Source organism: Nocardia sp. NBC_00565, assembly GCF_036345915.1.
GTDB lineage: Bacteria > Actinomycetota > Actinomycetes > Mycobacteriales > Mycobacteriaceae > Nocardia.
In genome coordinates this window covers 8543264-8564336 of record NZ_CP107785.1, presented here as the reverse complement: position 1 = coordinate 8564336, position 21073 = coordinate 8543264, and the positions used below count along the sequence as shown (strand labels likewise).

The 21073-nt window shown below is 64.5% G+C and carries 17 protein-coding genes; 8 read left to right on the top strand and 9 right to left on the bottom strand.

The annotated features are described in order from the left end of the window. Positions 1 to 9: 9 nt before the first annotated feature. The 4 genes from OG874_RS39530 (at position 10) to OG874_RS39515 (ending at position 2262) form a co-directional block, all read left to right on the top strand. Positions 10 to 633 (top strand): TetR/AcrR family transcriptional regulator, encoded by a 624-nt coding sequence (locus OG874_RS39530; RefSeq protein WP_330252141.1) that lies wholly within the window; start codon positions 10 to 12, stop codon positions 631 to 633. A 68-nt stretch (positions 634 to 701) separates the two neighbouring features. Then, positions 702 to 1037, top strand: coding sequence for an EthD domain-containing protein (locus tag OG874_RS39525; protein WP_330252140.1), 336 nt, complete (start codon positions 702 to 704; stop codon positions 1035 to 1037). After that, the gene (locus OG874_RS39520) at positions 1034 to 2083 is read left to right on the top strand and encodes an MBL fold metallo-hydrolase (RefSeq protein ID WP_330252139.1); all 1050 of its coding nucleotides are present in this window, start codon (positions 1034 to 1036) and stop codon (positions 2081 to 2083) included. Before OG874_RS39525 ends, OG874_RS39520 begins: the two co-directional genes overlap by 4 nt. A gap of 8 nt (positions 2084 to 2091) precedes the next feature. Beyond that, positions 2092 to 2262 carry a hypothetical protein gene (locus OG874_RS39515; protein ID WP_330252138.1) on the top strand — a complete coding sequence of 57 codons (171 nt, stop codon included), beginning with the start codon at positions 2092 to 2094 and terminating at the stop codon, positions 2260 to 2262. A gap of 76 nt (positions 2263 to 2338) precedes the next feature. Here OG874_RS39515 and OG874_RS39510 read toward each other — a convergent pair whose 3' ends face one another. The 5 genes from OG874_RS39510 to OG874_RS39490 are packed head-to-tail and all read right to left on the bottom strand — an operon-like array spanning position 2339 to position 7800. Continuing rightward, entirely contained in the window at positions 2339 to 3103 is a 765-nt protein-coding gene (locus tag OG874_RS39510) for an SDR family NAD(P)-dependent oxidoreductase (protein WP_330252137.1), read from the bottom strand. A gap of 21 nt (positions 3104 to 3124) precedes the next feature. Beyond that, on the bottom strand, positions 3125 to 4816 hold the full coding sequence (locus OG874_RS39505; protein ID WP_330252136.1) for an ABC transporter permease: 1692 nt from the start codon (positions 4814 to 4816) through the stop codon (positions 3125 to 3127). Further along, positions 4816 to 5979 carry an ABC transporter ATP-binding protein gene (locus tag OG874_RS39500; protein WP_330252135.1) on the bottom strand — a complete coding sequence of 388 codons (1164 nt, stop codon included), beginning with the start codon at positions 5977 to 5979 and terminating at the stop codon, positions 4816 to 4818. The genes OG874_RS39505 and OG874_RS39500 overlap by 1 nt, the downstream gene beginning before the upstream one ends. 10 nt (positions 5980 to 5989) lie before the next feature. Further along, positions 5990 to 6742 (bottom strand): SDR family NAD(P)-dependent oxidoreductase, encoded by a 753-nt coding sequence (locus OG874_RS39495; RefSeq protein WP_330252134.1) that lies wholly within the window; start codon positions 6740 to 6742, stop codon positions 5990 to 5992. 20 nt (positions 6743 to 6762) lie between these two features. Then, positions 6763 to 7800 carry an extracellular solute-binding protein gene (locus OG874_RS39490; RefSeq protein ID WP_330252133.1) on the bottom strand — a complete coding sequence of 346 codons (1038 nt, stop codon included), beginning with the start codon at positions 7798 to 7800 and terminating at the stop codon, positions 6763 to 6765. Between the two features lie 189 nt (positions 7801 to 7989). Here OG874_RS39490 and OG874_RS39485 point away from each other — a divergent pair, with 189 nt between their 5' ends. Continuing rightward, on the top strand, positions 7990 to 9924 hold the full coding sequence (locus tag OG874_RS39485) for an oxidoreductase (protein WP_330257614.1): 1935 nt from the start codon (positions 7990 to 7992) through the stop codon (positions 9922 to 9924). Between the two features lie 72 nt (positions 9925 to 9996). Here OG874_RS39485 and OG874_RS39480 read toward each other — a convergent pair whose 3' ends face one another. After that, positions 9997 to 11223, bottom strand: a complete 1227-nt coding sequence (locus OG874_RS39480) for an MFS transporter (RefSeq protein WP_330252132.1) — start codon at positions 11221 to 11223, stop codon at positions 9997 to 9999. Positions 11224 to 11575: 352 nt separating this feature from the next. On the opposite strand from OG874_RS39480, the gene OG874_RS39475 reads away from it, so the two are divergent. The 3 genes from OG874_RS39475 to OG874_RS39465 all read left to right on the top strand — a co-directional run bounded on the left by OG874_RS39475 (position 11576) and on the right by OG874_RS39465 (position 15950). After that, positions 11576 to 12583 carry a UDP-glucuronic acid decarboxylase family protein gene (locus tag OG874_RS39475; RefSeq protein ID WP_330252131.1) on the top strand — a complete coding sequence of 336 codons (1008 nt, stop codon included), beginning with the start codon at positions 11576 to 11578 and terminating at the stop codon, positions 12581 to 12583. A gap of 173 nt (positions 12584 to 12756) precedes the next feature. Next, positions 12757 to 14418 carry a glycosyltransferase family 2 protein gene (locus OG874_RS39470; protein ID WP_330252130.1) on the top strand — a complete coding sequence of 554 codons (1662 nt, stop codon included), beginning with the start codon at positions 12757 to 12759 and terminating at the stop codon, positions 14416 to 14418. A gap of 218 nt (positions 14419 to 14636) precedes the next feature. Continuing rightward, complete coding sequence (locus tag OG874_RS39465) at positions 14637 to 15950, top strand: UDP-glucose dehydrogenase family protein (RefSeq protein ID WP_330252129.1); 1314 nt, start codon at positions 14637 to 14639, stop codon at positions 15948 to 15950. Positions 15951 to 16151: 201 nt separating this feature from the next. On the opposite strand, the gene OG874_RS39460 is transcribed toward OG874_RS39465, so the two are convergent. The 3 genes from OG874_RS39460 to OG874_RS39450 form a co-directional block, all read right to left on the bottom strand. Beyond that, a complete protein-coding gene (locus tag OG874_RS39460; protein ID WP_330252128.1) occupies positions 16152 to 17816 on the bottom strand; it encodes a WXG100-like domain-containing protein in 1665 nt (554 codons plus the stop codon). A gap of 252 nt (positions 17817 to 18068) precedes the next feature. Continuing rightward, positions 18069 to 19283 (bottom strand): MFS transporter, encoded by a 1215-nt coding sequence (locus OG874_RS39455; RefSeq protein ID WP_330252127.1) that lies wholly within the window; start codon positions 19281 to 19283, stop codon positions 18069 to 18071. After that, the gene (locus OG874_RS39450) at positions 19276 to 21069 is read right to left on the bottom strand and encodes an HEXXH motif domain-containing protein (protein ID WP_330252126.1); all 1794 of its coding nucleotides are present in this window, start codon (positions 21067 to 21069) and stop codon (positions 19276 to 19278) included. The genes OG874_RS39455 and OG874_RS39450 overlap by 8 nt, the downstream gene beginning before the upstream one ends. Positions 21070 to 21073: the final 4 nt, after the last annotated feature.

Below are 21073 nucleotides of genomic sequence, written 5' to 3'. Positions count from 1 at the left end.
TGAGCGCTGATGACCGTTGACTCGGAGGTCCGCCGCGAAAGCGCGCGCTCGAAGCGCAGCGGAATCCTCACCGCTGCCATCGAACAGTTCGGAAAAGTCGGTTACGAGCACACCAAATGGGCGTCGATCGCCGACGAGGTGGGTATCGGTCAGACCGCGCTGTACCACTATTTCGAATCGAAGGCCCACTGCCTGCTGACGATCATGCGACTCGAACTGGCCGACTCGGCCGAAAGGTTCAACGTCGCGGTTGCCGATCAGGCCGACCCGGAGCAGGCGCTGCGCGCCGCCATCGGCGCGGCGCTGACTGCCTCGCCGACCGATGCCCTACAGCGCCGCATCCTGCAGAACCATATGGATTTGCTGGCCGCCCCGCGTCAGTCGGCCAAGGAAGAGGCCGAACGCCTGCGGTCGCGCGAGCTCGTGCGACAGATCGAGCAGAATTGGACCGGGCTGATTTCGGACGGAATCGAGGCCGGCGTCTTCACTCCGGGCGATCCCCGCATGCTCGGTCGAATGGTCCTCGGCCTGGTGATCAGCGTCTGGCGCTGGTACCGGCCGAGGGGCAACGTCACCCTCGAGCAGATCACCGAGTCGGTCACCGAAGCAGCAGTACGGATCGTGCGTAACTGAGCTCCCACCGCCCACACGGTGGGAGCTCTACGCCCGCCGAAACTGAACAGAATTCAGTTAGGAGTCGCATGTACAACCTGATCGTCCTCGCATCACGTCCCAACGATTGGACCCACGAGCAGTTCATCGAATGGTGGCGGGGTGAACACGCGGAGGTGACCTACCCGCTGCCGGGCCTGCTGCGCTGGCAGCACACCGAACTCCTCGAATTCTTCGACGAGAAGTCGTCCGGCTGGGACGGTCTGTCGATTCTGAGTTTCGAATCCCGCGAGGCGCTCGACGCCGCATTGGCGAGCCCGGAATGGCAGGCCGCCGTCGAGAACGTGGGCACTATGCGGGGACGGCGCATGATCTGGTACGGCGAGGAGAAGACGATGGTGCCACTCGCCCCCGCGACCCAATGAGCGCCGAATGGGCCGAACCCGGGTGTTATCCGATAACCGATGGGATCCACCGCATCCCGCTGCAGATGCCGCAGGACGGCCTGCGCGCGGTCAACGTGTACGTACTGGAAACCGACAACGGCCTCGTACTCATCGACGGCGGCTGGCACCGGCCCGACACCTACCGGGAGCTGTCCGGCGCGCTGGCCCGAATCGGCCGGTCGGCAGCCGATATTCACGATGTCTTCGTCACCCATATCCACCGCGACCACTACACCTTCGCCATCGAACTGCGTCGTCGGCACGGCTGCCGAGTTCATCTCGGCGCCGATGAAGCCGGCGGGCTCAGCGCCATTCACGCACTGAACAGCAACGTCCCCGACAGTTCGCTGCGGGAACTACGTCGGGCCGGCGCGGACGATATCGCGCGACGAGCCCATGCGGCAGGCATCGCCGAACCGTTCGACCGCGACGACTGGGAACAGCCCGACCACTGGCTGCGCCCCGGCGCGCTGGCCATCGCCGGGCTCGATCTCCATGCGGTAGCCACACCCGGACATACCAAGGGCCACATGATCTTTCAGGATCGCGACCGGGGGCTCGTCTTCACCGGAGACCACGTGCTGCCCACGATCACCCCGTCGATCGGTTTCGAATTGGGCCCGTGGGAACTGCCGTTGGACAACTTCCTCCGGTCATTGGCGTTACTGCAGCACGATGACGAGCAGAAGATGTTGCCCGCGCACGGTCCCACCGGAGGCAGCGTCGGGCAACGCGCTCGTGCACTCCTCGCCCATCATGACCACCGGTTCGAGCAAATCGTCACTGTCGTCGGCGATCTGGGACCGTGCACCGGCGTGGCGGTGGCCCGAGCGTTGACGTGGACGCGGCGCGACCGCGCGTTCAGCACGCTCGACGATTTCAATCAGATGGTTGCGACGTGCGAGACGATGGCACATCTGGACGTACTGGTCGCCCGAAATGTGCTGTCCGCGAAGGATGCAGACGGCGTGGAGCACTTCGAGCAAGGCGATGGACAGCTGTCGGACCATTCGATGACAAAGTAGCCGCCGCGATGAACATCGCCACCGGCGAGGTCCTGACAGAGCTGCACAAGGGCCACGCAGGCAGCGATGTCCTGCGGTTCTTCGAACAGATCGACGCGAGCATTCCGGTCGAGTTGGATGTGCACGCGGTGTTGGACAACCGCGAGACACCCCGCCGGATCGAATCACAGGACCACTAGTTGGCGGCGACTCCTTAGCGGTCAGCAAGATATGACCGCCCCGCTCTCGGTCGGCGGGCACCACGGGCTTCGCCGGTCAGGCGCAGGTCCAGCCGCCGTCCACGTAGAGTTCGGTGCCGGTGATGAAGGTCGAATCGTTGCCCGCCAGGAATGCGACTGCGGCCGCGACCTCTTCGGCGCGGCCGAGTCTGCCCATCGGGGTGTTCGCGACCATCGCCTGGTGTCGCTCGGTGCCCTCGTATCGTTCGAGGAGTTGCGGGGTTTCGATGAATCCCGGGTGGATCGAGTTGACTCGCACTCCCCTTGTCGCCCAATGCAATGCGGCGTTTTTCGTCATGCTGCGGACGGCGCCCTTCGCCGCGGCGTAGGCCAGACTGTTGCCCAGGCCGCCGACGGTGCCGAGGATCGAGCAGATATTGACGATCGATCCGCCGCCGGTGTGCTCGATCAGTGCGCCCGCATGCTTCATACCCAGCCAGGTGCCGGTCTGGCTCACCTCGATCACCCGGTTGTATCGGTTCAGATCCTCGTCGACTACCGATGCCAGACTGCCGATGGCGCCGTTGTTGACCACAGCATCGAGACCCGGGAAGCGTTCGGAGACCGCGGACACCACCTGCTGCCACTGGGCCTCCTGCGCGATGTCCAGTCCTAGAACCTGGTGCCGCTCACCGTGTTCCAGACCGGCGGTCAGCTTCGCGCATGCCTCGACATCGATATCGGTCACCACGACCGATGCCCCTTCCTCGGCCAGGCGGCGCACGATTTCGACGCCGATTCCCCCTGTCGCGCCGGTCACCAGTACGACCTTGCCGTCGAGCCTCGAAACACCGAGAGTCATTGCCGTGCAGCCCTTTCGAGGTCAGAGATTACTGAGGACGTTGCGGCCGCCGACCAGCATGGCGAGTGCAACGCCGATCGTGGTGACCGCTGTCATGAGCAGCGCCATCGCCGCGACCAGTGGGTAGGAACCGTTCTGCCACATATCGAACAGCAGGGTCCCCATCACCTGGGTGGTCGACGCACGCACCAATAGCGAGGCCGCGAATTCGTGCGTCAGCAGAATGAACATCAGCGCGACCGCGCTGAGGATGGTGGGGCGCATCAACGGCAGCATGATCCGCGCGTTCGTGACGAATGGTGATGCTCCGCTGGTTGCCGACGCCTCGGTATAGGTGCTACCGAGCGACAGCATCGCGGTCATCTGCATGCGCGTCGCGAAGGGCAACATCAGTACGACGTAGACGAGGATGATCACTGTTCGCGTCCCGTACAGAATCAGTGGCGGCTCGGTATAGGTGAGCAAGAAACCGACGCCGAAGATCACCGCCGGGATGCCGAGCGGCAATGCCGTGACGAAGTCACCGATCAGCGCCAATATTTTGTAGCGTCGGCCCCGCACCATCAGGTTGGCCATCACGTAGCCGATGGGTACGCAGATCGCCACCGCGCCGAGCGATGTCAGCACACTGGTGATCACCGATTCGACGATCGCGTCGGTGGAGGCCAACTCTCGGAAATTGTCGAGCGTGAACAGATCCCACGACAGTGACCCTGACCAGTACCGCGTCGAGGCCACGATGATCAACCCGACCAAGGGGATGACGAGGGCGAACAACGCGTAGCCGACGATCGTCACCGTGGCCCAGGTGGCGCGGCCGGTGGACGGCGCGAACGCCTTGCCGCCGTGGGTGACGAAGCGAATCTGGTTGCCCAGCAAGGCCTTCTGGATCAGCACCAGGACAAGCCCGAAGATCACCAGTGGCGAACCGGCCGCAGCGGCGGCGGCGAAGTCGGACGGTGATTCGGACACTCGCCGATACATCTCGGTGGTGAGCACTTTGACGCCACTGTTCTGGCCCAGCAGCAGTGGACCGGTGAACTGACCGAGCCCCAGCAACAACGCAATTCCGCCGCCGTAGATCAACGACGGGCGCAGCAGTGGCAGCACCACCCGGAAGAACACTCCGAGCGTGGACGACCCACTCACCTGTGCGGCCTCGAGATGTTCCGAGCTGATGTTCTGCATGCCCGCACTGACGAAAAGGTAGACGAACGACGTCAGTCCGAAGGCCGTGAGAATGATGATCCACGGAACGGTGTAGACATCGATCGGTCCGATGTCCGATCCGCTCCACCACGGCAACTTCCTGAGCACCAGGTTCAGGTAACCGGGCCCTGGCGACAGCAGAAAGGCCCAGCCGACGACATTGGCGACCGCGGGCATGACGATCGGCAGGATCGGGATGATCCGCAGGAAGCCGAGTTTCGCCGGAAGTCGGCTCGCCGCGAACGCCAGCACCGTGCCGAGCACCATCGCGATCACGAGCGATCCGAGGGCCAGTGCGATGGTGGTCCCGATCGTTTCCGCGATATCGAAGCGCCCGTACTGGTTTCGATAACCCTGCGCGCCGTTTTCGAATGCCAACGATTGCAGCCGGATCATCGGCAATACGACCAGATAGGCGAGAACTGCCAGCAACGCCAGATATCCAATTCTGGCCCGCCAGTGCGCGGGTATCGCAAGGGACCGGGTGGCGGTCAGCGTGGCCATCACGACTGCCCTCCCGCACCCGCCGTCGCCAGCTCCGGCACATCGGCGTCGGCGCCGTCTGGGTGTGCGAACACGCGCAAGCTGGCGGGAGAGAAACTGACGATCATGGGATCTCCTGGGCGGCTTCGTCGCAACGTGGCACCATAGGCGGCCGCATCGACCCGCACCGCGAGCTGTTCGCCACCCGTTCGGACGGTCACGTCGAAGTGGCGGCCGCCGTATTCGTATGTCACCAACTCGGCATGCAATGCCACATCGCCCTGCGGCACTTCGTCGATCGACGAATGCACCACGACATCGTCGGGACGCAGCCGCGCGACCGCGGACGTACCTTCGTCGGCTCGTCCGCGCACAACCGCACGCGTCAGGTCGATATCGTCACCGGCCGAGGTCATCCAGCCACCGGGACCACGGCGCAGTTCCAGCCGGTTGGCCATACCGATGAATGCGGCCACGTACTCCGACACCGGATGCTCGAAAACCTGCTCCGGCGCATCGTATTGTTCGATCTTGCCCGCCTTCATAATGGCGACGCGGTCGCCGAGGGCAAACGCCTCGGCTTGGTCATGGGTGACGAAAACCGCCGTGAATCCGAGACTTCGATGCAGCTGATGGATTTGTGAACGAACCTGATCTCGCAATCTGGCATCCAGGTTGCTCAACGGTTCGTCGAAGAGCACCAGATCCGGTTGGGCCACCAAGCCACGGGCCACCGCGACGCGCTGCTGCTGTCCACCGCTGAGCTGCGCCGGGTACCGGTCGAGCAGCTCTGCGCAATCGACCATGGCAGCGGCACTTTCGACGGCTCCGCTCGAGATCTCCTTCCGCAATTTGCGGACCTGGAGCGGATACCGAATGTTATTGCGCACGGTCATATGTGGCCACAGCGCGTACGACTGGAACACCATCCCGATATTCCGTTTGTGGACAGGCACATTCAGCTTCGACTGCGCGTCGAACACACGCCGGTCCTTGAAGGTGATCGAACCATCCTGTGGCGTCTCCAATCCGGCGAGGCAGCGCAAGGTGGTCGTCTTGCCGCAACCGCTCGGGCCGAGTAGTACGAGGAGTTCGCCTTCCTCGATCGCGAGGTCGAGCTGGTCGACGACGACGTTCGATCCGTAGGTCTTGGTGAGACCGGAAACTGTGAACTGCGAGCTCATTTCATGCCTTCTAGGTCTGCTTCTTGGGTGTGCGGACTCCGGCGGCAGTGCCGCCATCGACCAGCAGGTCGATCCCGGTGACATAGCTGCTGTCGGCACCGGCCAGGAACAAGATCGCCTTCGCGACCTCCATGGGGCTGCCACGCCGCTGCATGGGGATGGATCGCACATAGGCTTCGACATCGTCGGCGGCGAAGTCGGGAACCGAGGTGATCTCGGTGTCGATGCTGCCCGGACACACCGTGTTGATACGGATGCCACGATCGGCCAGTTCCAGTGCCGCGACCTTGCTCAGGGCGCGGACACCGAACTTCGACGCGCCGTAGGCACCGAGTTCGGCGGTCGCGAGCACGCCCCGCAGCGACGAGATGTTGATGACCGACCCACCTGCGACCATCGCCGCGGCGGCCGCCTGCAGTCCGAGGAAGGTGCCGACCAGATTGAGGTCGATCATCCTGCGGAACTGCTGCAGCGTGGTTTGGGTCAGTGGCGCTTTCATCGCTGCCCCGGCGCTGTTCACCAGCACCTGCAGGGGGTGCCCCGCGCGATCCATATCGGATGTGACTGCCTGCCAATCGGATTCGGCAGTCACATCGAGCCGACGGTAATGCGCAGTCGGCCCCAGTTCATGTGCGCGGCGCTCCCCCGCCGCGTCGTCGACGTCGGTGAGGTACACCGTCGCGCCCTTGCTCGCGAACAGTTCGGCGGTCGCGCCGCCGATTCCGCCGGACGCTCCGGTGACCAATACGTTGACTCCACGCAATGCAGTACTCCCGTCCACTGTCAGCTCTGGAAAAGTTGGGACCACTCTTGGGAGTACTTCTCGATCTTCTCGGGCGTCAGATCACTGGTGTCCGGTGCAGCGATGTCCTGAGCCCGGGCTACCGCGCCGGGGACATCGGATAACACCGCCGCGTATCCCCCGTTGAGCGCTGCCTGTCCCTCGCGGGTGACCATGAAATTCGCCAGGACCTGAGCGGCATTGGGATGCGGCGCCACACTCGTCACCTGGCTGTACCAGGGGGTGCCCCACGGCGACGGTGGCAGGGTCCAATTGACCGGAGCCCCTGCGGCCACTTCGGTCACCAAGGGCTGAACCGAAGGCGTCACAACAATTTCACCGGAGGTCAGCGCCTGGGCGACACCCAGAGCGCTTGGGTAGATCCGTGGCTTCAGGGCGGCGAGTTGCTTCCAGTAGTCCTCGCCGTAGGTGCGCGCGTAGTACCGGTACAGATCGACGTAGGAGGCGATGCCGGACGGATTGACGATTCCGATCTTGCCCCGATAGGCCGGATTCACTATGTCCTGGGGAGATTTCAGGCCGTTCGGGACCGCACCGGTGTTCCAGCCCAGCGCGAAAACTGCCGCGCTCGTCAGCAAGAACCGGTTGTTGAGCACACTCTTGTCCGGCTGATACTCGGGAGCCTTCAGATCCGGCCCGACCAACTCGGTGGAGTACGCCCCCGATTTCGCGGCATTGGCGATCCACGCGGCATCGGTCAGCATGTGCACATCGGCTGTGCCCTTCCCGGTCTTCTTCTCCGTCTCCACCCGCGGGTTGATGTCGGCGTCGGTACCGCGCACGAAGTCCAGCTTGATCCGCGGATACTTCGCCTGGAACGCGGTCTTCAGGGCTTCGAGGTTGGCCGGCTTCTGGCTCGAGTAGAGCATCACGGCGCCCTCCCCGTTGGCCGCGGCGACAACGTCCTCCCAGCTCCCATCGACGGGCTTGGCGGCGGACGAATTCCCACCGCAGGCGGCCAGGCCGAATGTCGAGGCGACAATCGCGAGCGCCGCGACCGCCTTGGTCAGAGATTTCATGAGGGAATCTGTTTCCTTACCTGATCGAGAAGAGCGGCCAGCTCGCCGGGCAGGCTCCGTGCACCAGCAAGAAATCCATCGAACCTCCGAAACTGAACTGACCTCAGTTTGAGAATCTATCCGCAGCCCCTTGTGGTGTCAATCACATCGAGGCAAACTCATGAAGTGAATCCAGTTCAAGAAGATCTTGTGCCCACTCGCCGGGCATCCCGGCCGCTGCGGATCGGCGCAGTTCGGCTGCGGAATCGTCTGGTCGCCACCGCGCACGGATCCGGGGTGGTCGGCGGCGGCCTGGCACAGCACGGTGACGCGGACTACTGGCGGCGCTGCGCCGCCGGGGGTGCGGCGATGGTGATCGCGGGTGGCACGGTGGTGAGTCCGGAATCGGCGAATCGAATCGGCAATATCACCGAGGCATGGCGGCCCGAGGCGATCAGCGGGCTGCGGGCGCGCGCGACCGCGATCAATAGCGAGGGTGCGGTTCCGGTATGCCAGCTCGTACACCTCGGCCGCGAAACACTAGGGGCCGAGATCTGGGAGCACCCGATCGCGCCGTCGAACATCAGATCACCGCGAGAGCCGGTGCGCGCCAGGACAATGACCGACGCCGACGTCGATCGAATGATTGCGAGCTTTGTCGCCAGTTCCCGCCACGCCGTCGAAGCGGGGTTCCCCGCGATCGAACTACATGCGGCCCATGGGTATTTGCTGGCTCAGTTCCTTTCGCCCGCTTCCAACGACCGGCCTGGGGCCGACAAAGTTGCGAGGCGGGTGCAGGTTCTGCACCGGCTGCATGCCGAGATCACGACGGCTTGTCCGGAAATGGTGCTCGGGGTGCGCGTTTCGATCGATGGTGCGCAGGAGGCCGGTCTGGACCTGGACGGACTGTGCGAGCTGATGCCGTTGCTCGACATGTTCGACTATGTGAATGTGACCGCGGGGGTGCGGACCACATATGTGCGCGATATGGCGACCGCCGAGCCGCCACTGCTCGCGCACGTGCGGCGGCTGCGCACGGCAACGACGCGGCCGTTGCTGGTGTCGCAGGCGTTTCGCTCCAGCCAGGACATCGAATCCGCGTTGGCGGCCGGAGCCGATCTGATCGGGATGGCTCGGCCGCTCATCGCCGATCCACAACTGCCGCAAAAGTTACTGCGGGGCAATGACTCTCAGATCCGGCCGTGCGTATCGTGCAATGAGGACTGTCGCACATTCACTCCAGTCCTGCTCTGCTCGGTGAATCCAACCTTGGCCCCGCCCGGCCACGACGCCCGCCCGGCGTCGCCGCTCCAGTTCGGCCTGCCACCGGCATCGTCGCGGCGAGTGGCGGTGGTGGGCGCCGGACCGGCAGGTTTGGAGGCCACGCTACAACTCACCGCGACGCACGACGTAACGCTGTTCGAGGCGAACGAGCGGATCGGTGGGCAGTTGGCCGTGGCGGCGCAGGCGCCGAACAGGGCCGGCTGGTCGAAGTTACTGCGGTTCTACACAGACAATCTCGGGAATGCCGAGGTGCGGCTCGGACACCGCGTAACACCGCGTGAACTGGTCGATTTCGATGAGGTCATCGTCGCGACCGGTGCAACTGAACTCCGCACGCCCGGTGCGCTGTCCTCGACAGGCCTGATTGCCGATCGGCATGCGATATCACCGGGAGATCGGGTGATCATCGCCGACGATGGCTTCGGCTCATGGCTTACCGTCGGCGCGCTGGAAGCCGCGTTGGCAGCAGGAGCCGCACAGGTGACCGTGGTGGTTCCGGGACCCGCATTTGCGGCCGGCATCCCACCGGAAAGTCGGGTCCAACTGATGCAGCGGCTCGCCGGGAGCCCGGTGGAGTTCGTCGTCGGCGCGGCAGTGACGGAGATACGAACGAACAGCGCAGGCACTGTCGTGTGCTGCCGACATCTCCTGTCGGGCAGGATATTCGAGATTGCGTGCGAACACGCTGTTGCCGTCGGAGAAAGGATCGCCTCCGGCTGGCAGGGCCTAGAGCAGGCCCTTGCGCGGACACGAGTGCAGGTGATCGGGGATGCGGTGGTGCCACGCCGGGTCTCGCACGCGGTGGCGGAGGGATACGCTGCGGCGCAGGCGATCACGGTCCTGAGTGTCCGATCGGGCTAGCCCACGCAGGATCAGCACCGCGCTAGAGACCGCGGTGAACGCGAGAGCGATGGACACTCCGCCGGCCGCGCATCACAGGTGGTTACGTCGGGCCAGACGCATCAGTTGTCCGACCGAGAGGGCTGCGACGAGCAGGCAGAGGGGTATCAACCCGAATGCCGCACGAATCCCGAGCAGATCCGCCGCGGCGCCGAGGAGGAAAGGGGCAGCCCCCAAGCCGAAGGCGACGCCGTAGGAGTTGCGCGACATGGCGAGTTCGGGCTGCTGATTCGACGCCCGCAGGGTGAGGGCCACGCTGAGCGGGAAGTGCAACGAGATACCCAACCCGCAGCAAATGAGGCCGCCTATGGCGATTCCCGGGTCGGCCGTGGACCAGAACACCGCGAATCCCGCCGCCGCGACCGCCAGTGCAGCCAACATCAAGGCGACGGTGGGGACCCGCGCTACCACCCATCCGCCCGCGAGTCGGCCGACCACCATGCCGCCGAGTACAGCGGAGACCCCGGTAGCAGCCGTGTTCGCGGCCATTCCGGTGTGCATTCGAAGTTCCTCGGGCGACCACAGCATCAGGCCCGCCTCGACGGAACCGGTGGCCAGCAGGCAAGTCCACGCCAGCCAGTATCGCGGTGGCAGGCCCTCGCCATCCGAATGTCGTTGATCGGCAACGATGCGGACCGCAACGGTCGACCGTCGGTGGCTCAGCGCGGTTACCGCGGCGAGTACACAGGCGAAAACAATCGAAAGGCCCATTGCCGCACGCCAGCCCAGTCCGGCGTCCACGGCGACGTTGATCAGCAATGGGGAGATGATCCCCATGCCGGCACTGGCCGCGTTGGCCTCGCTGATCGCTGCGCCGGAAGTCGTTCCGTGGTGGTCGGAGAGTCCGGTGGACACTGCGCTGAGCACGAGGATGCCGAATGTCATGGCGAATGCCGCACCGACAAGCGTGCCGGTCACCGATGGTGCCAGGCAGAATATGGCCACGCCGGTGGCCATTCCGCCCAGGGCGATCGACAGTACGACGGCTAGTGGCGACCGCCGCGTCAAGTGCGGGAACAGTGCGCCGCCGAGCACTGCGCCGACCGCCAACGCCGGTCCGTACAGGCCGGCGACCGTACGGCTCACATCCGCCTCCTGTCTGAGCAGGAGTACGGCGGGACCGAATCCGAACTGGAAATATCCGAGGGCGCCTTGCTGCGCATAGTGCAGCCAGGTGACGCGATCGCGCACCAGGCGGGTCGCCGAGTCGCTCGCAGCGATCGTCGCGGGGTGATCGAACTGGCCCTTCCGCAATCTCAAGGAACTATAAAGTTCGACTGAATCGCCGCTCAATTAATTTCAACCTTCGTTCATTTACCCGCGAGTGCGGTAGGGCCCACGCGTCATCGCTGCCATTCCGGAGTCAGGTGCCATAGTGGGCGGACGAGCTGACGAAAAGATGTCGCCGCCGCGCCCGTTACCGGGCGGTAAAATTGCTGCTCGATCGATACAACTCGGTCGCAGCAGGTCGTCGAGTACGGGCGCGGTACGGTTTTCGGCCAAACCAAACCATTCAGTCTGTCGCGCATCGGTGTCTGGTTGTGGCTTATTCTTCTCGCATAGGGTTGGCCACGCGACGCCAGCTCAAACCTGTAAATCACCGAGGTGATCGATGCGTGTTCTGGTAACTGGCGGCGCTGGTTTTATCGGCTCCCATTTGTGTGCGTTACTCCTCGATCGAGGTGATCAGGTCATATGTGTGGACGACCTGTCGACCGGCAACAAATCCAATATCGAGTATTTGGCGGAAAATCCCGCCTTCGAATTCTATGAGGCTGATGTCAGCGCCGGACTGGAGATCGAGGGCACGGTTTCCGCGGTTGCGCATCTGGCCAGCCCGGCCTCCCCGCCCGACTATCACCGGCTGCCGCTCGAGACGCTTGCGGTCGGGAGCCGTGGAACGGAGCACGCCCTGCGGCTGGCGCACCGGCATGGAGCTCGCTTCGTGCTGGCATCGACCAGTGAGATCTACGGTGACCCACTGATGCATCCGCAGCGCGAAGAGTATTGGGGCAATGTCAACCCGATCGGCCCACGCAGTGTGTACGACGAAGCCAAACGGTTCGCCGAGGCGCTTACCGCAGCCTACCGACGGACTCTGGGCGTCGATACCGGTGTGATTCGGATCTTCAATACCTATGGTCCTCGGATGCGCCCCCATGATGGCCGCGTGGTGACCAGCTTCATCACGCAGGCCCTGAATGGTGACCCGCTGACAATCTACGGCGACGGGAGCCAAACCCGAAGCTTCTGCTACGTCGATGATCTCATCCGCGGCATTGTCGCCATGATCGACTCGCCCGAGCCGGGTCCGGTCAACCTGGGCAACCCGAATGAACGCACCGTGGCCGAACTCGCCGAGCTGGTCTTGGCGGTCACCGGCGCCCACTCGCCCATCGAGTTCCACCCGCTGCCAACCGACGACCCGACTCGGCGTCGCCCGGATATCACCAAGGCGCGCAGGACCCTCGGCTGGTCACCGCGAGTCGATATCGAGGACGGTGTAGGCCGCACGGTGGAGTGGTTCCGGTCCAGGCCGGAGGAGGTGGCCGCGGCCGCCCCCGCCGTTGCCGGCGGGCAATGCGACAACCTGTTCCCGGAATACCAGGAACAGCTGTGAACTCGCTCGGTCCTACACAATCACCAACCCAGGCGCACCAGGACCCCGGTGATCGAGACCGCACCGCGGCGATCCGACGACTGTCCGATGGCAATGTCATCGAAATTTCTTCGCGCGGACCGATATTCGATCGCGGTACGAAACAGCAACGGACTTTCGACCCGGAAACCTTCGTGCCCGCACTGGGGCGCCGGGAGCGCGTACTCGTCGTCGGCCTGACTATCGGTTGGCTCGTCGGCGTCCTGGCCTTCTGGTGGTGGTGGCTGTGGCCCGAAAACCGGGTGGGATGGATCGGGTTCCTTATCGGCAGCACGGTATTGCTGTACCTCTCCTGCGAGCCGCTGTCCTATCTCGCCGCGGCGAACCGACTGTGGCAAGTCGATCGGCGATTGCCGGTGCCCGGGCTTCGGGTGGCGTTTGTCGTCACACGCGCACCGTCGGAACCATGGGACGTCGCGCGGACGACGCTGTCGTCGATGCTGGCGCAAGAGTTCCCGTACCCCTACGACGTGTGGCTGTGCGACGAGCAGCCGACCGCAGCGGTGACGGATTGGTGTGTGGCGCACGGCGTCCGGATTTCCAGTCGATTCGGTGTCGAGGAATACCACTGTGCCGCCTGGCCCCGCCGTACTCGGTGCAAGGAGGGCAACCTCGCGTACTTCTACGATCGCGTGGGGTACGAGAATTACGATGTCGCAGTCCACGTCGACTGCGATCACGTGCCGGACTCGAGCACGCTGGCCGAGATGGTCCGGCCGTTCGGCGATCCCGCCGTCGGTTATGTCGCGGCACCGAATAATTGCGACCGCAACGCGGCGAGTTCGTGGTCGGCCCGCGGACGGGTACATCGTGAGGCGTACTTCCACGGTCCTGTTCAACTCGGTCACAACCGCGGACTGGCGCCGATCCCCATCGGCTCCCACTGGGCGATCAGAACACAGGCCCTTGCCGAGATCGGTGGGATCGGTCCAGAACTCCTGGAAGACTTCTCGACCGGGTTCCTACTCGAATCAGCGGGTTGGCGCGGTGCCTTCGCCATTGCGGCCGGTACACACGGGAACGGGCCACTGACGTTTTCGGCGATGCTCGTCCAAGAATTTCAATGGACACGAAGCCTGACCACCCTGCTGTTGCGGGTGGTGCCGCTACATTTCGGCCGGCTCAGTTGGCGGTTGCGGCTGCGGTATCTGTACGCGATGCTTTTTCACTCCGCGTTGATCGTGGCCATCGGATGCGGCATAGCGGCCCTGGCGATCAGTGCCGTCACCGGAGCGAAGTGGTTCGCCGCCAACCCGATTCTGGTGCTCCTGTACTGGGTGGCCAATTCGCTCTGGCTCGTCCTGCTCACTGTGGTGTTGCGGAGAGCCGGGCTGCTCCGGCCGATCGATACACCAATTCTGAGCTGGGAGAACTGGCTGTACCGCCTGACCAGGTGGCCGTTCATCGCCTGGGGAGTGGGTGCGGCGGTCTGGCAACTGTTCCGGCCCAGCACGATCACGATCAAGGTGACTCCCAAAGAGGTGGACGGGCTCGAGCCGCTGCCGTCCAGACTGATCGCACCTTATGCCGTGATCGGAACGACGTTGGCCGCTGCCGCGTTCATCGGCGAGTTGTCCAGTGCGACGGCAAGTTACGTCTTCCTTTCGCTATTGGGGGCGGCGGTCTTTATCGCGGTGACGTTCGCGGTGTGTCTGCTGCATGCCGCGGAAACCGTCAAGGCGGCCGGCGTGAGCTTTCGCCGTGCTATCGAGAACGTGGCGGCCCCGTTATCGATAGCCGCACTGACAATTACTCCCGCCATTGCGGCGATTGCCCTGTTCGTGGTTCGGAAGTGAATGCAGAAAGGCACGGAGATCCCTTATCGGATCGTGGATCGACGCCCCGATGACGTGGCGTGCCTCATCGCCGACGTGAGCCGGGTCGAGCGGAAATGGGGCTGGCGAACCACTCGAAATCTGGCCGCTATATGCGATGACGCGTAACGGTTCCGACGGCTCGACCAACGGCTACCACGGGTTGTCCAACACCCCGATTTTCCACTCAGGAGAACGACATGCGGATTACGGTGATCGGAACAGGATATCTGGGAGCGGTCCATGCCGCCTGCATGGCCGAAATCGGTCATGAAGTACTCGGTGTCGACCTCGATGCCGACAAGATCGAAGTACTGGCCGCGGGCCGAGCGCCCTTCTTCGAACCCGGCCTTTCCGAGGTGTTGGAGCGCAACGTCAGCTCCGGCAAGCTGCGATTCACGACATCGCTCGTCGAAGCCGCCGAGTTCGGCGATATCCATTTCGTTTGTGTCGGTACTCCGCAGGAGCCGGGGTCATATGCCGCGGACCTGCGGTATGTGAACGACGTGATCGACGGGTTGGCGCCCCATTTGAACCGGGACGCCTTGATTGTCGGCAAGTCCACCGTGCCGGTCGGGACGGCGGCCGCGCTGGCGACCCGGGTGGCTCGGCTTGCGCCCGCCAGTATCGAGGTGGCCTGGAACCCGGAATTCCTTCGCGAAGGTTTCGCGGTGCAGGACACGCTGAGGCCGGACCGACTGGTGGTCGGCGTCCAATCGGCCGAGGCCGACTCGATCCTGCGTTCGGTCTACGCGCCGATCCTGGAAGAAGGTATCCCGTACATCTCGACGGATCTGGCCACCGCGGAGTTGGTCAAGGTCTCGGCGAATGCCTTCCTGGCGACGAAGATTTCGTTCATCAATGCGATTGCCGATGTGTGCGAGGCGGCCGGTGCCGATGTCGTCACGCTCGCCGATGCGATCGGCCATGACGACCGCATCGGACGCCGATTCCTGTCCGCGGGACTCGGCTTCGGCGGTGGCTGCTTGCCGAAGGATATCCGTGCATTCACGGCCCGAGCTGGTGAGCTGGGCGTCGGGGCGTCATTGGGTTTCCTGAAAGAGGTCGACGAGATCAACATGCGGCGACGGGAACACGTGGTCGAGCTGGCTCGCCAGCTCGTCGGTGGCTCGTTCCTCGGGCGCACCGTCGCGGTACTGGGTGCGGCGTTCAAACCGGATAGCGACGATGTCCGGGATTCTCCGGCACTCAACGTGGCGGCCGCGATTCAGCTGCGCGGTGGCCGGGTACGAGTGCATGACCCCGAAGCACTCGATAACGCGCGTGCGGTGTTTCCCGGGCTCGACTACGCGCGCGAGGTGACCAAGGCGTGTGAGCACGCCGACATCGTGCTCCATCTGACCGAGTGGAGGGAATACCGGGAACTGGATCCGGCGGAGCTCGCCAAGACGGTGAACCACCCACGCATTCTCGACGGGCGGAACGTGCTCTCGCTGGATTCCTGGCGCACCGCCGGCTGGACGATTCGCGGACTCGGGCGGGCCACCGCCTGACCTTTGCCACGCGACGATGCCGTCGATCGGCGGGCACGAGTGGCGGTTTCGATGGCCGTAGGAAAAGACAACCCTCGCCCGATCATCGGGCGAGGGACGTCTTCTGTTGTGGGACTGGTTATTTCGCTGGAGCGGGCATCGACTGGTTGATGGTCGATGAGCTCCTGGGGTGGTCGGCTGCCTCTTGCTGTCGCTGTGCGCTCAGATGGGCGGTTCGGTGGCGCGATCGGCCGCCTTGTTCGGTCGCTCCGCTGCGGTCGCGAGGCTGTCGGCCGGGAGCACAGGCGCCGGGCCCGCAGTGTCCGGCGTGAAAACCTTGGGATCGGTGACCGGGGTGGGCTCGGGCTTCGTCGACCACGGCGTCCTTATCGGTTTGTCGGTTGCCGGATCGGTGGCGCGCTGCTTGCCAACGTTGCTCGCAGCAGGCTTCGCGGCTGCCTTTGCTCGTTTGCCCGGCGGCACGGAACGCTGCCACGGAGTCGACGACGAAATACCCTGCCGCGTGCCCTGCACTGGGGAAGCACCCGGCTGGCCGTCGGTCGTGTTCGCGTGACTGTTCTGGACGGAGTCGGACCCAGGCGGCAGGACGTTTTCGGGTGTGTCGGCTCCCAACGAGGCCGGCGAATGTTCGCCTGAACGGCTATGCCGCGCAAAGTCTTCGATAGGTTGCGCGACGTTTTCCAAGGAATGTGGCGAGATCTCCGGTAGCCGCTGGGTCATCTCGCGCAAATTATGCGTCGCGTCGGTCGGCGTCGGGAGGGAACGGTTGTCGGCCGGTGTCGGCATCGCTGCCGCGCGGTCGGCGGCGATAGCGGCCGAGTTCACTCCGCCGCTATCGGTGCGCTCTTGTGCGCTGGGCACAGCTGCGGTGCCGGTGTCGGCTTGCGCCTTGGGCACAGCAGCTCGCTCGGGTGCGGTAGCAGAACGGCCGTCGTCGGATGTGTCCGCTGTCCGGGAATCGGCACTGTTGGCGCCGACCGGAGCGGCTTCCATCGGCCGCGATCCGCTTACTTCCGGCGCCGTCTCGGCCGAAGTCGTTGGAGTGGACGACAGTTCAGGACCGGTGTCGGGATGTGATGATCCGGGCGTGATGTCGGAGGTGTTCGGGCCGGGGCCAACCAGATCATCGCGCTCGCTGGACGTGCTGAAGTCCAGCGCGGCAACGTTGTCGGCGAAGGTCATGGCATGCCGGAGGACGTCGTCGGCGTATTCGTCGAGCATATCGCTGTACCGCAGTACCTCATCGGGTTCGATGTGCAGCGGCAGTGCCGACGAGCTGTCGGGCGGTACATCCAGTAGCTGTTTCGCAGCGTCGTACACGACGCCGTTGATCATGCGCTCGATGGTGTGCTCGAGCGGTTCGATGGCCTTGTCGATCACCTCGGTGGCGATATAACCGATCACCATCTGCTCCATCGCGGTGACCACCTTGGTCGCGGCCGCCCGGATAGCTGCGGTGAGTGCGGCCGATAAACCCACGGTGGGCACGGTGGCAGCCATGAGGGCCGTGTAACTCGCCGCCATCGCAGCCAATCCGGCAAGCACAGCGACCTTCACCACGGTGATCACCTCCGCGGCGACGTCCAGGACCTTCGCCACCACATGGCACGCCCCATCCAAGTCCGCCATGTGCGATGAGCTCATCCGCGCCCACACCGTGACCAGTTGCTCGTAGGAATATCCCGAATAGACCGAGCCCATATCCTGGATCGCGCCAGTGGCCGACTCGTGGGTGTCGCGTAGGTTCGTGGCGAAATCCCGCACCTGACCAGCCAATTCACGTACCTGATCCTCATCGATGTCCGGATACGGGACACCCATGTAATTCAGGAACAGCGCCACCTCGTGCGGTACTTCAATGGACACGGCGCGACTCACTCCTCAGGCCCGCGGCATGGATCACCTCGACGCGAGTGGGCGACCAGCCCGAGTTGTGCAGCCCGTCGCGGCAGCGTACGCGCGATGACCGCAACACCCGGGCGAGAACATCCCTCAGCGCTGGCGTTCTTCGACCGGCACCACTACTCATCCCAGATCCTGCACTCCCACTAAGTCCAGATCTCCCGGACGGACAGCCGCTGGGCCCCGGGTCACTGCGAGCGTTGTAGCCGGGTGACGTCATCTCTGAGCGGTTGTCCTCGCAGCGGTGCGGATGGTCGCATACACGGCGAGTGTGCACATCGCCGCAAGCGCGGTCCATCGCGTGGTGACGATCCCGACAGTGGAGAGCAGGTAGCCAGCGCCGAGCGCACCGATCGCTACCGCGCCGTCGCAGACAATCGCCATGGCCGCGACGGTACGACCGAGCGTGTGTTCGGGTATGACCTCGACCCGGCACAGGGTCAACGCGACGTTGCTGACCACACCGACGCCGCCGATTGCGCCCCAGCACACGGCCAGCACAATGGTGTTGGCGCTCAACGCAATCGGGACCAGCAGGGCGGTCCAGGCCCACAATGCTCCCCGATAGACGAGCCGGGGTGGGATGCGGCGGGTGACCCATGATGCCGCGGCCGCGCCGAGGACTCCGCCCACTCCCGCGGTACCGAGCACGACACCCACCGTCCATGCAGGGTGGCCGCCGCGCTTCAGCTCCACCAGGATCAGCAGCAGGACAACTTGAATGACGATATTCGACCCACCGATCATGGCCGTCGACACCCGCAGGAACGGTTCGGTCCACACGACGCGAACACCGGCTGCGATATTGCGGCCGACCGACCGGTCCGCGGACTCGTCGGCATACGACCGCGACGAGTTCGAACGGATCAGCACCAGTGTGGCGAAGCAGTACAGATATGACACGGCGTTGGCCGCGAATGGCAGCCAGCGGGCGACGCCGTAGATCGCGGCACCTGCCGCTCGCCCGACCAGGATGGCGATCGGCTGTTCGGCTTCGAGGAAAGAGAACGCCGCGGGTCGTTGCGCGAGGGTCACCAGGTCACGGACCGCGGCCAGCTCGCTGAGGCCGAGGAAGACATAGACGCTGCCCTCGACGAACGCTGCGGCACCGAGCAACTGGCCGAGGCCGGACAGCTGGGCCGCGACCGCCACGGCGGCCAGGCACGTCGCTGTCAGCCCGATGACCTGGCATAGCAGCAAGGTTCGCAGTCGGTCGGAACAGTCCGCAACCACGCCGGCGGGAATCTGGAAGATCAGGCTCGGCACGCTCAGTGCGAACCCGACCCAACCGGCGGCGGCTGGGGAGCCGGTCACCGTGAGCGCCAGCAGTGGATAGGCGATTCGGACGCCGTGGAACCCCACAAGCGATGTAGCGTTGCCGGACCACAGTAGGAGGAAATTCCGATTGGTGTGGATCCCCGACCTATCCATCGACGTCAGGGCAGTTCGACAACCATCGAACCAGATCGATGATCGCGGCAGTGCCGGTATCCGCCCGCACCGTCCGATACAGCCGGGCCGCCACCTCTGCCCTGGTGTTCAGGATGCTGAAGTTGCTGTCCGGGTACAGCTTCGGCATGGTCAACGCCAAGCCCGCCCACAGTTGTGGCCGGAGCGGGTCGGCGTGCAACTCCCGGGCGTACAGCGCGACCGCTTCGGACAGGTCGCCGGCCAGGTAGGCCCGGTCACCGTGCGGCTGGTCCGGGCTCGCGAGGGCTCCGGCCGGTCCACTGTCGAACACCTTCAGTTGTGCCGAAAGGTGAAGGCGGCGATATCCATCCGGCACGGTCTGCTGATCCGCGTGCCCCGCGGACGGTAGCACTGTGGGCCGTGACGCCTGTGCCGTCCACTGGGCAGCCAGGTTGGCGATGCCCCCGGCGTCCGGTATCAGGTTGCGCACCTGCCAGAACGTCCGATGCGCGGCGGACGCTTCGGATGCGGCCAGCCTGGCCTCGGCGGACACATCCTCGCTGCTCCAGGGACGCATGCCCGCCCGGAGCGTGTCGATGAATTGTGCACCGGAGTCGGTGAGCAGCCCGGAGGTCGACGCGTGCGTCATAGCCGCTTCCACCTGTATGCGCCACAATTCGAAATCGACGTGCGCCTGCTGGGAGCGGTGGCAGTCGGCGTGACGATGGACTCGCCAGAAGTCGGTGACGCCGAAGAATGCGTAAATCCCGTGTAGCAGTCCGAAGATCGGGCGCGGGTCGTCGCGCCATGGTGCGTAGAAGTGGCATGCCGGATCCGGATCCACCAGGACCACCTGATCGGTCAGGAGGGTGAACTTGGTGTGCTGGATCTCGTGGATCAGCGAAAGTGCCAGCTGACAGGGATCCGCTGGGGCGGTGGTGTAGACGCACCCGAGCCCGGTGGACGAGGTGTGGCTGGTGCTGGCCACAAGCGGTCGGACACTCAGGGGTGCCAGGGCCTGCAAGCAACTGCGCATCGGTACCAGATATCGGTCGAAATCACGGTCCAACAGGTCCCAGGCCGCCGCGAAATCCTGCTGCCACAATTCGGCTTGTGCCGCCGTCAGCCGGGCCGGCGTTCTGTCATCGAGGAAGTCACGGAACGGATCGAGGTCGTCGAGAAAAACCTCCGGCTCGTCCGCTGCCCCGCACAGTCGCCGCAGGGGTAGCCATACCGGGTCGGACTCCTCATCCGTGCACGAGATCAGGACGGTGGTCGTGTCCCGAGTGAAGTGCAAGGCGCCCTCACTTGTCCAGCGCAGTTCGCAGTGCCCGCAGTCCTCGGCGGATCCGAAGCGAACCATGCCGATCCCGGGCAGCATCACGACACCGTTGCGCACCACGAGTTTCATTGAGCCCTCGGCCCGGCAGGTGATACCACCGGCGGCGGCGAGCCAGCCCAGATAGCCGCAGTCAGCCCACAGGGGGGTCGTCTCGTCGTCGGGTGCGGCGTGAATGCGATGCAGGACGCGGGCGAGCCATGGGCCGGTGTGCGGGTACGACAGTAACGCTGTGACCGCCGCTGGATGTGATCGTTGGAGTTCGGCCATGGTCTGATAGGCCAGGGAAAGTCCGGCGCGGTCAGCGATTTCGGGTAGCTGTGTGGTGATTTCGGCAATGGCTGTGCGCAGCAGAATCGTCCGCGTCGTCAACAGGCCGTTCGCCAGTACCGCAATGGACCGCTCGGTTCCGTGGCCGGAGCTCAAATCGGCGGTGGCATCGTCGATCCCGGCGAATGTCGCGGTCACGGTC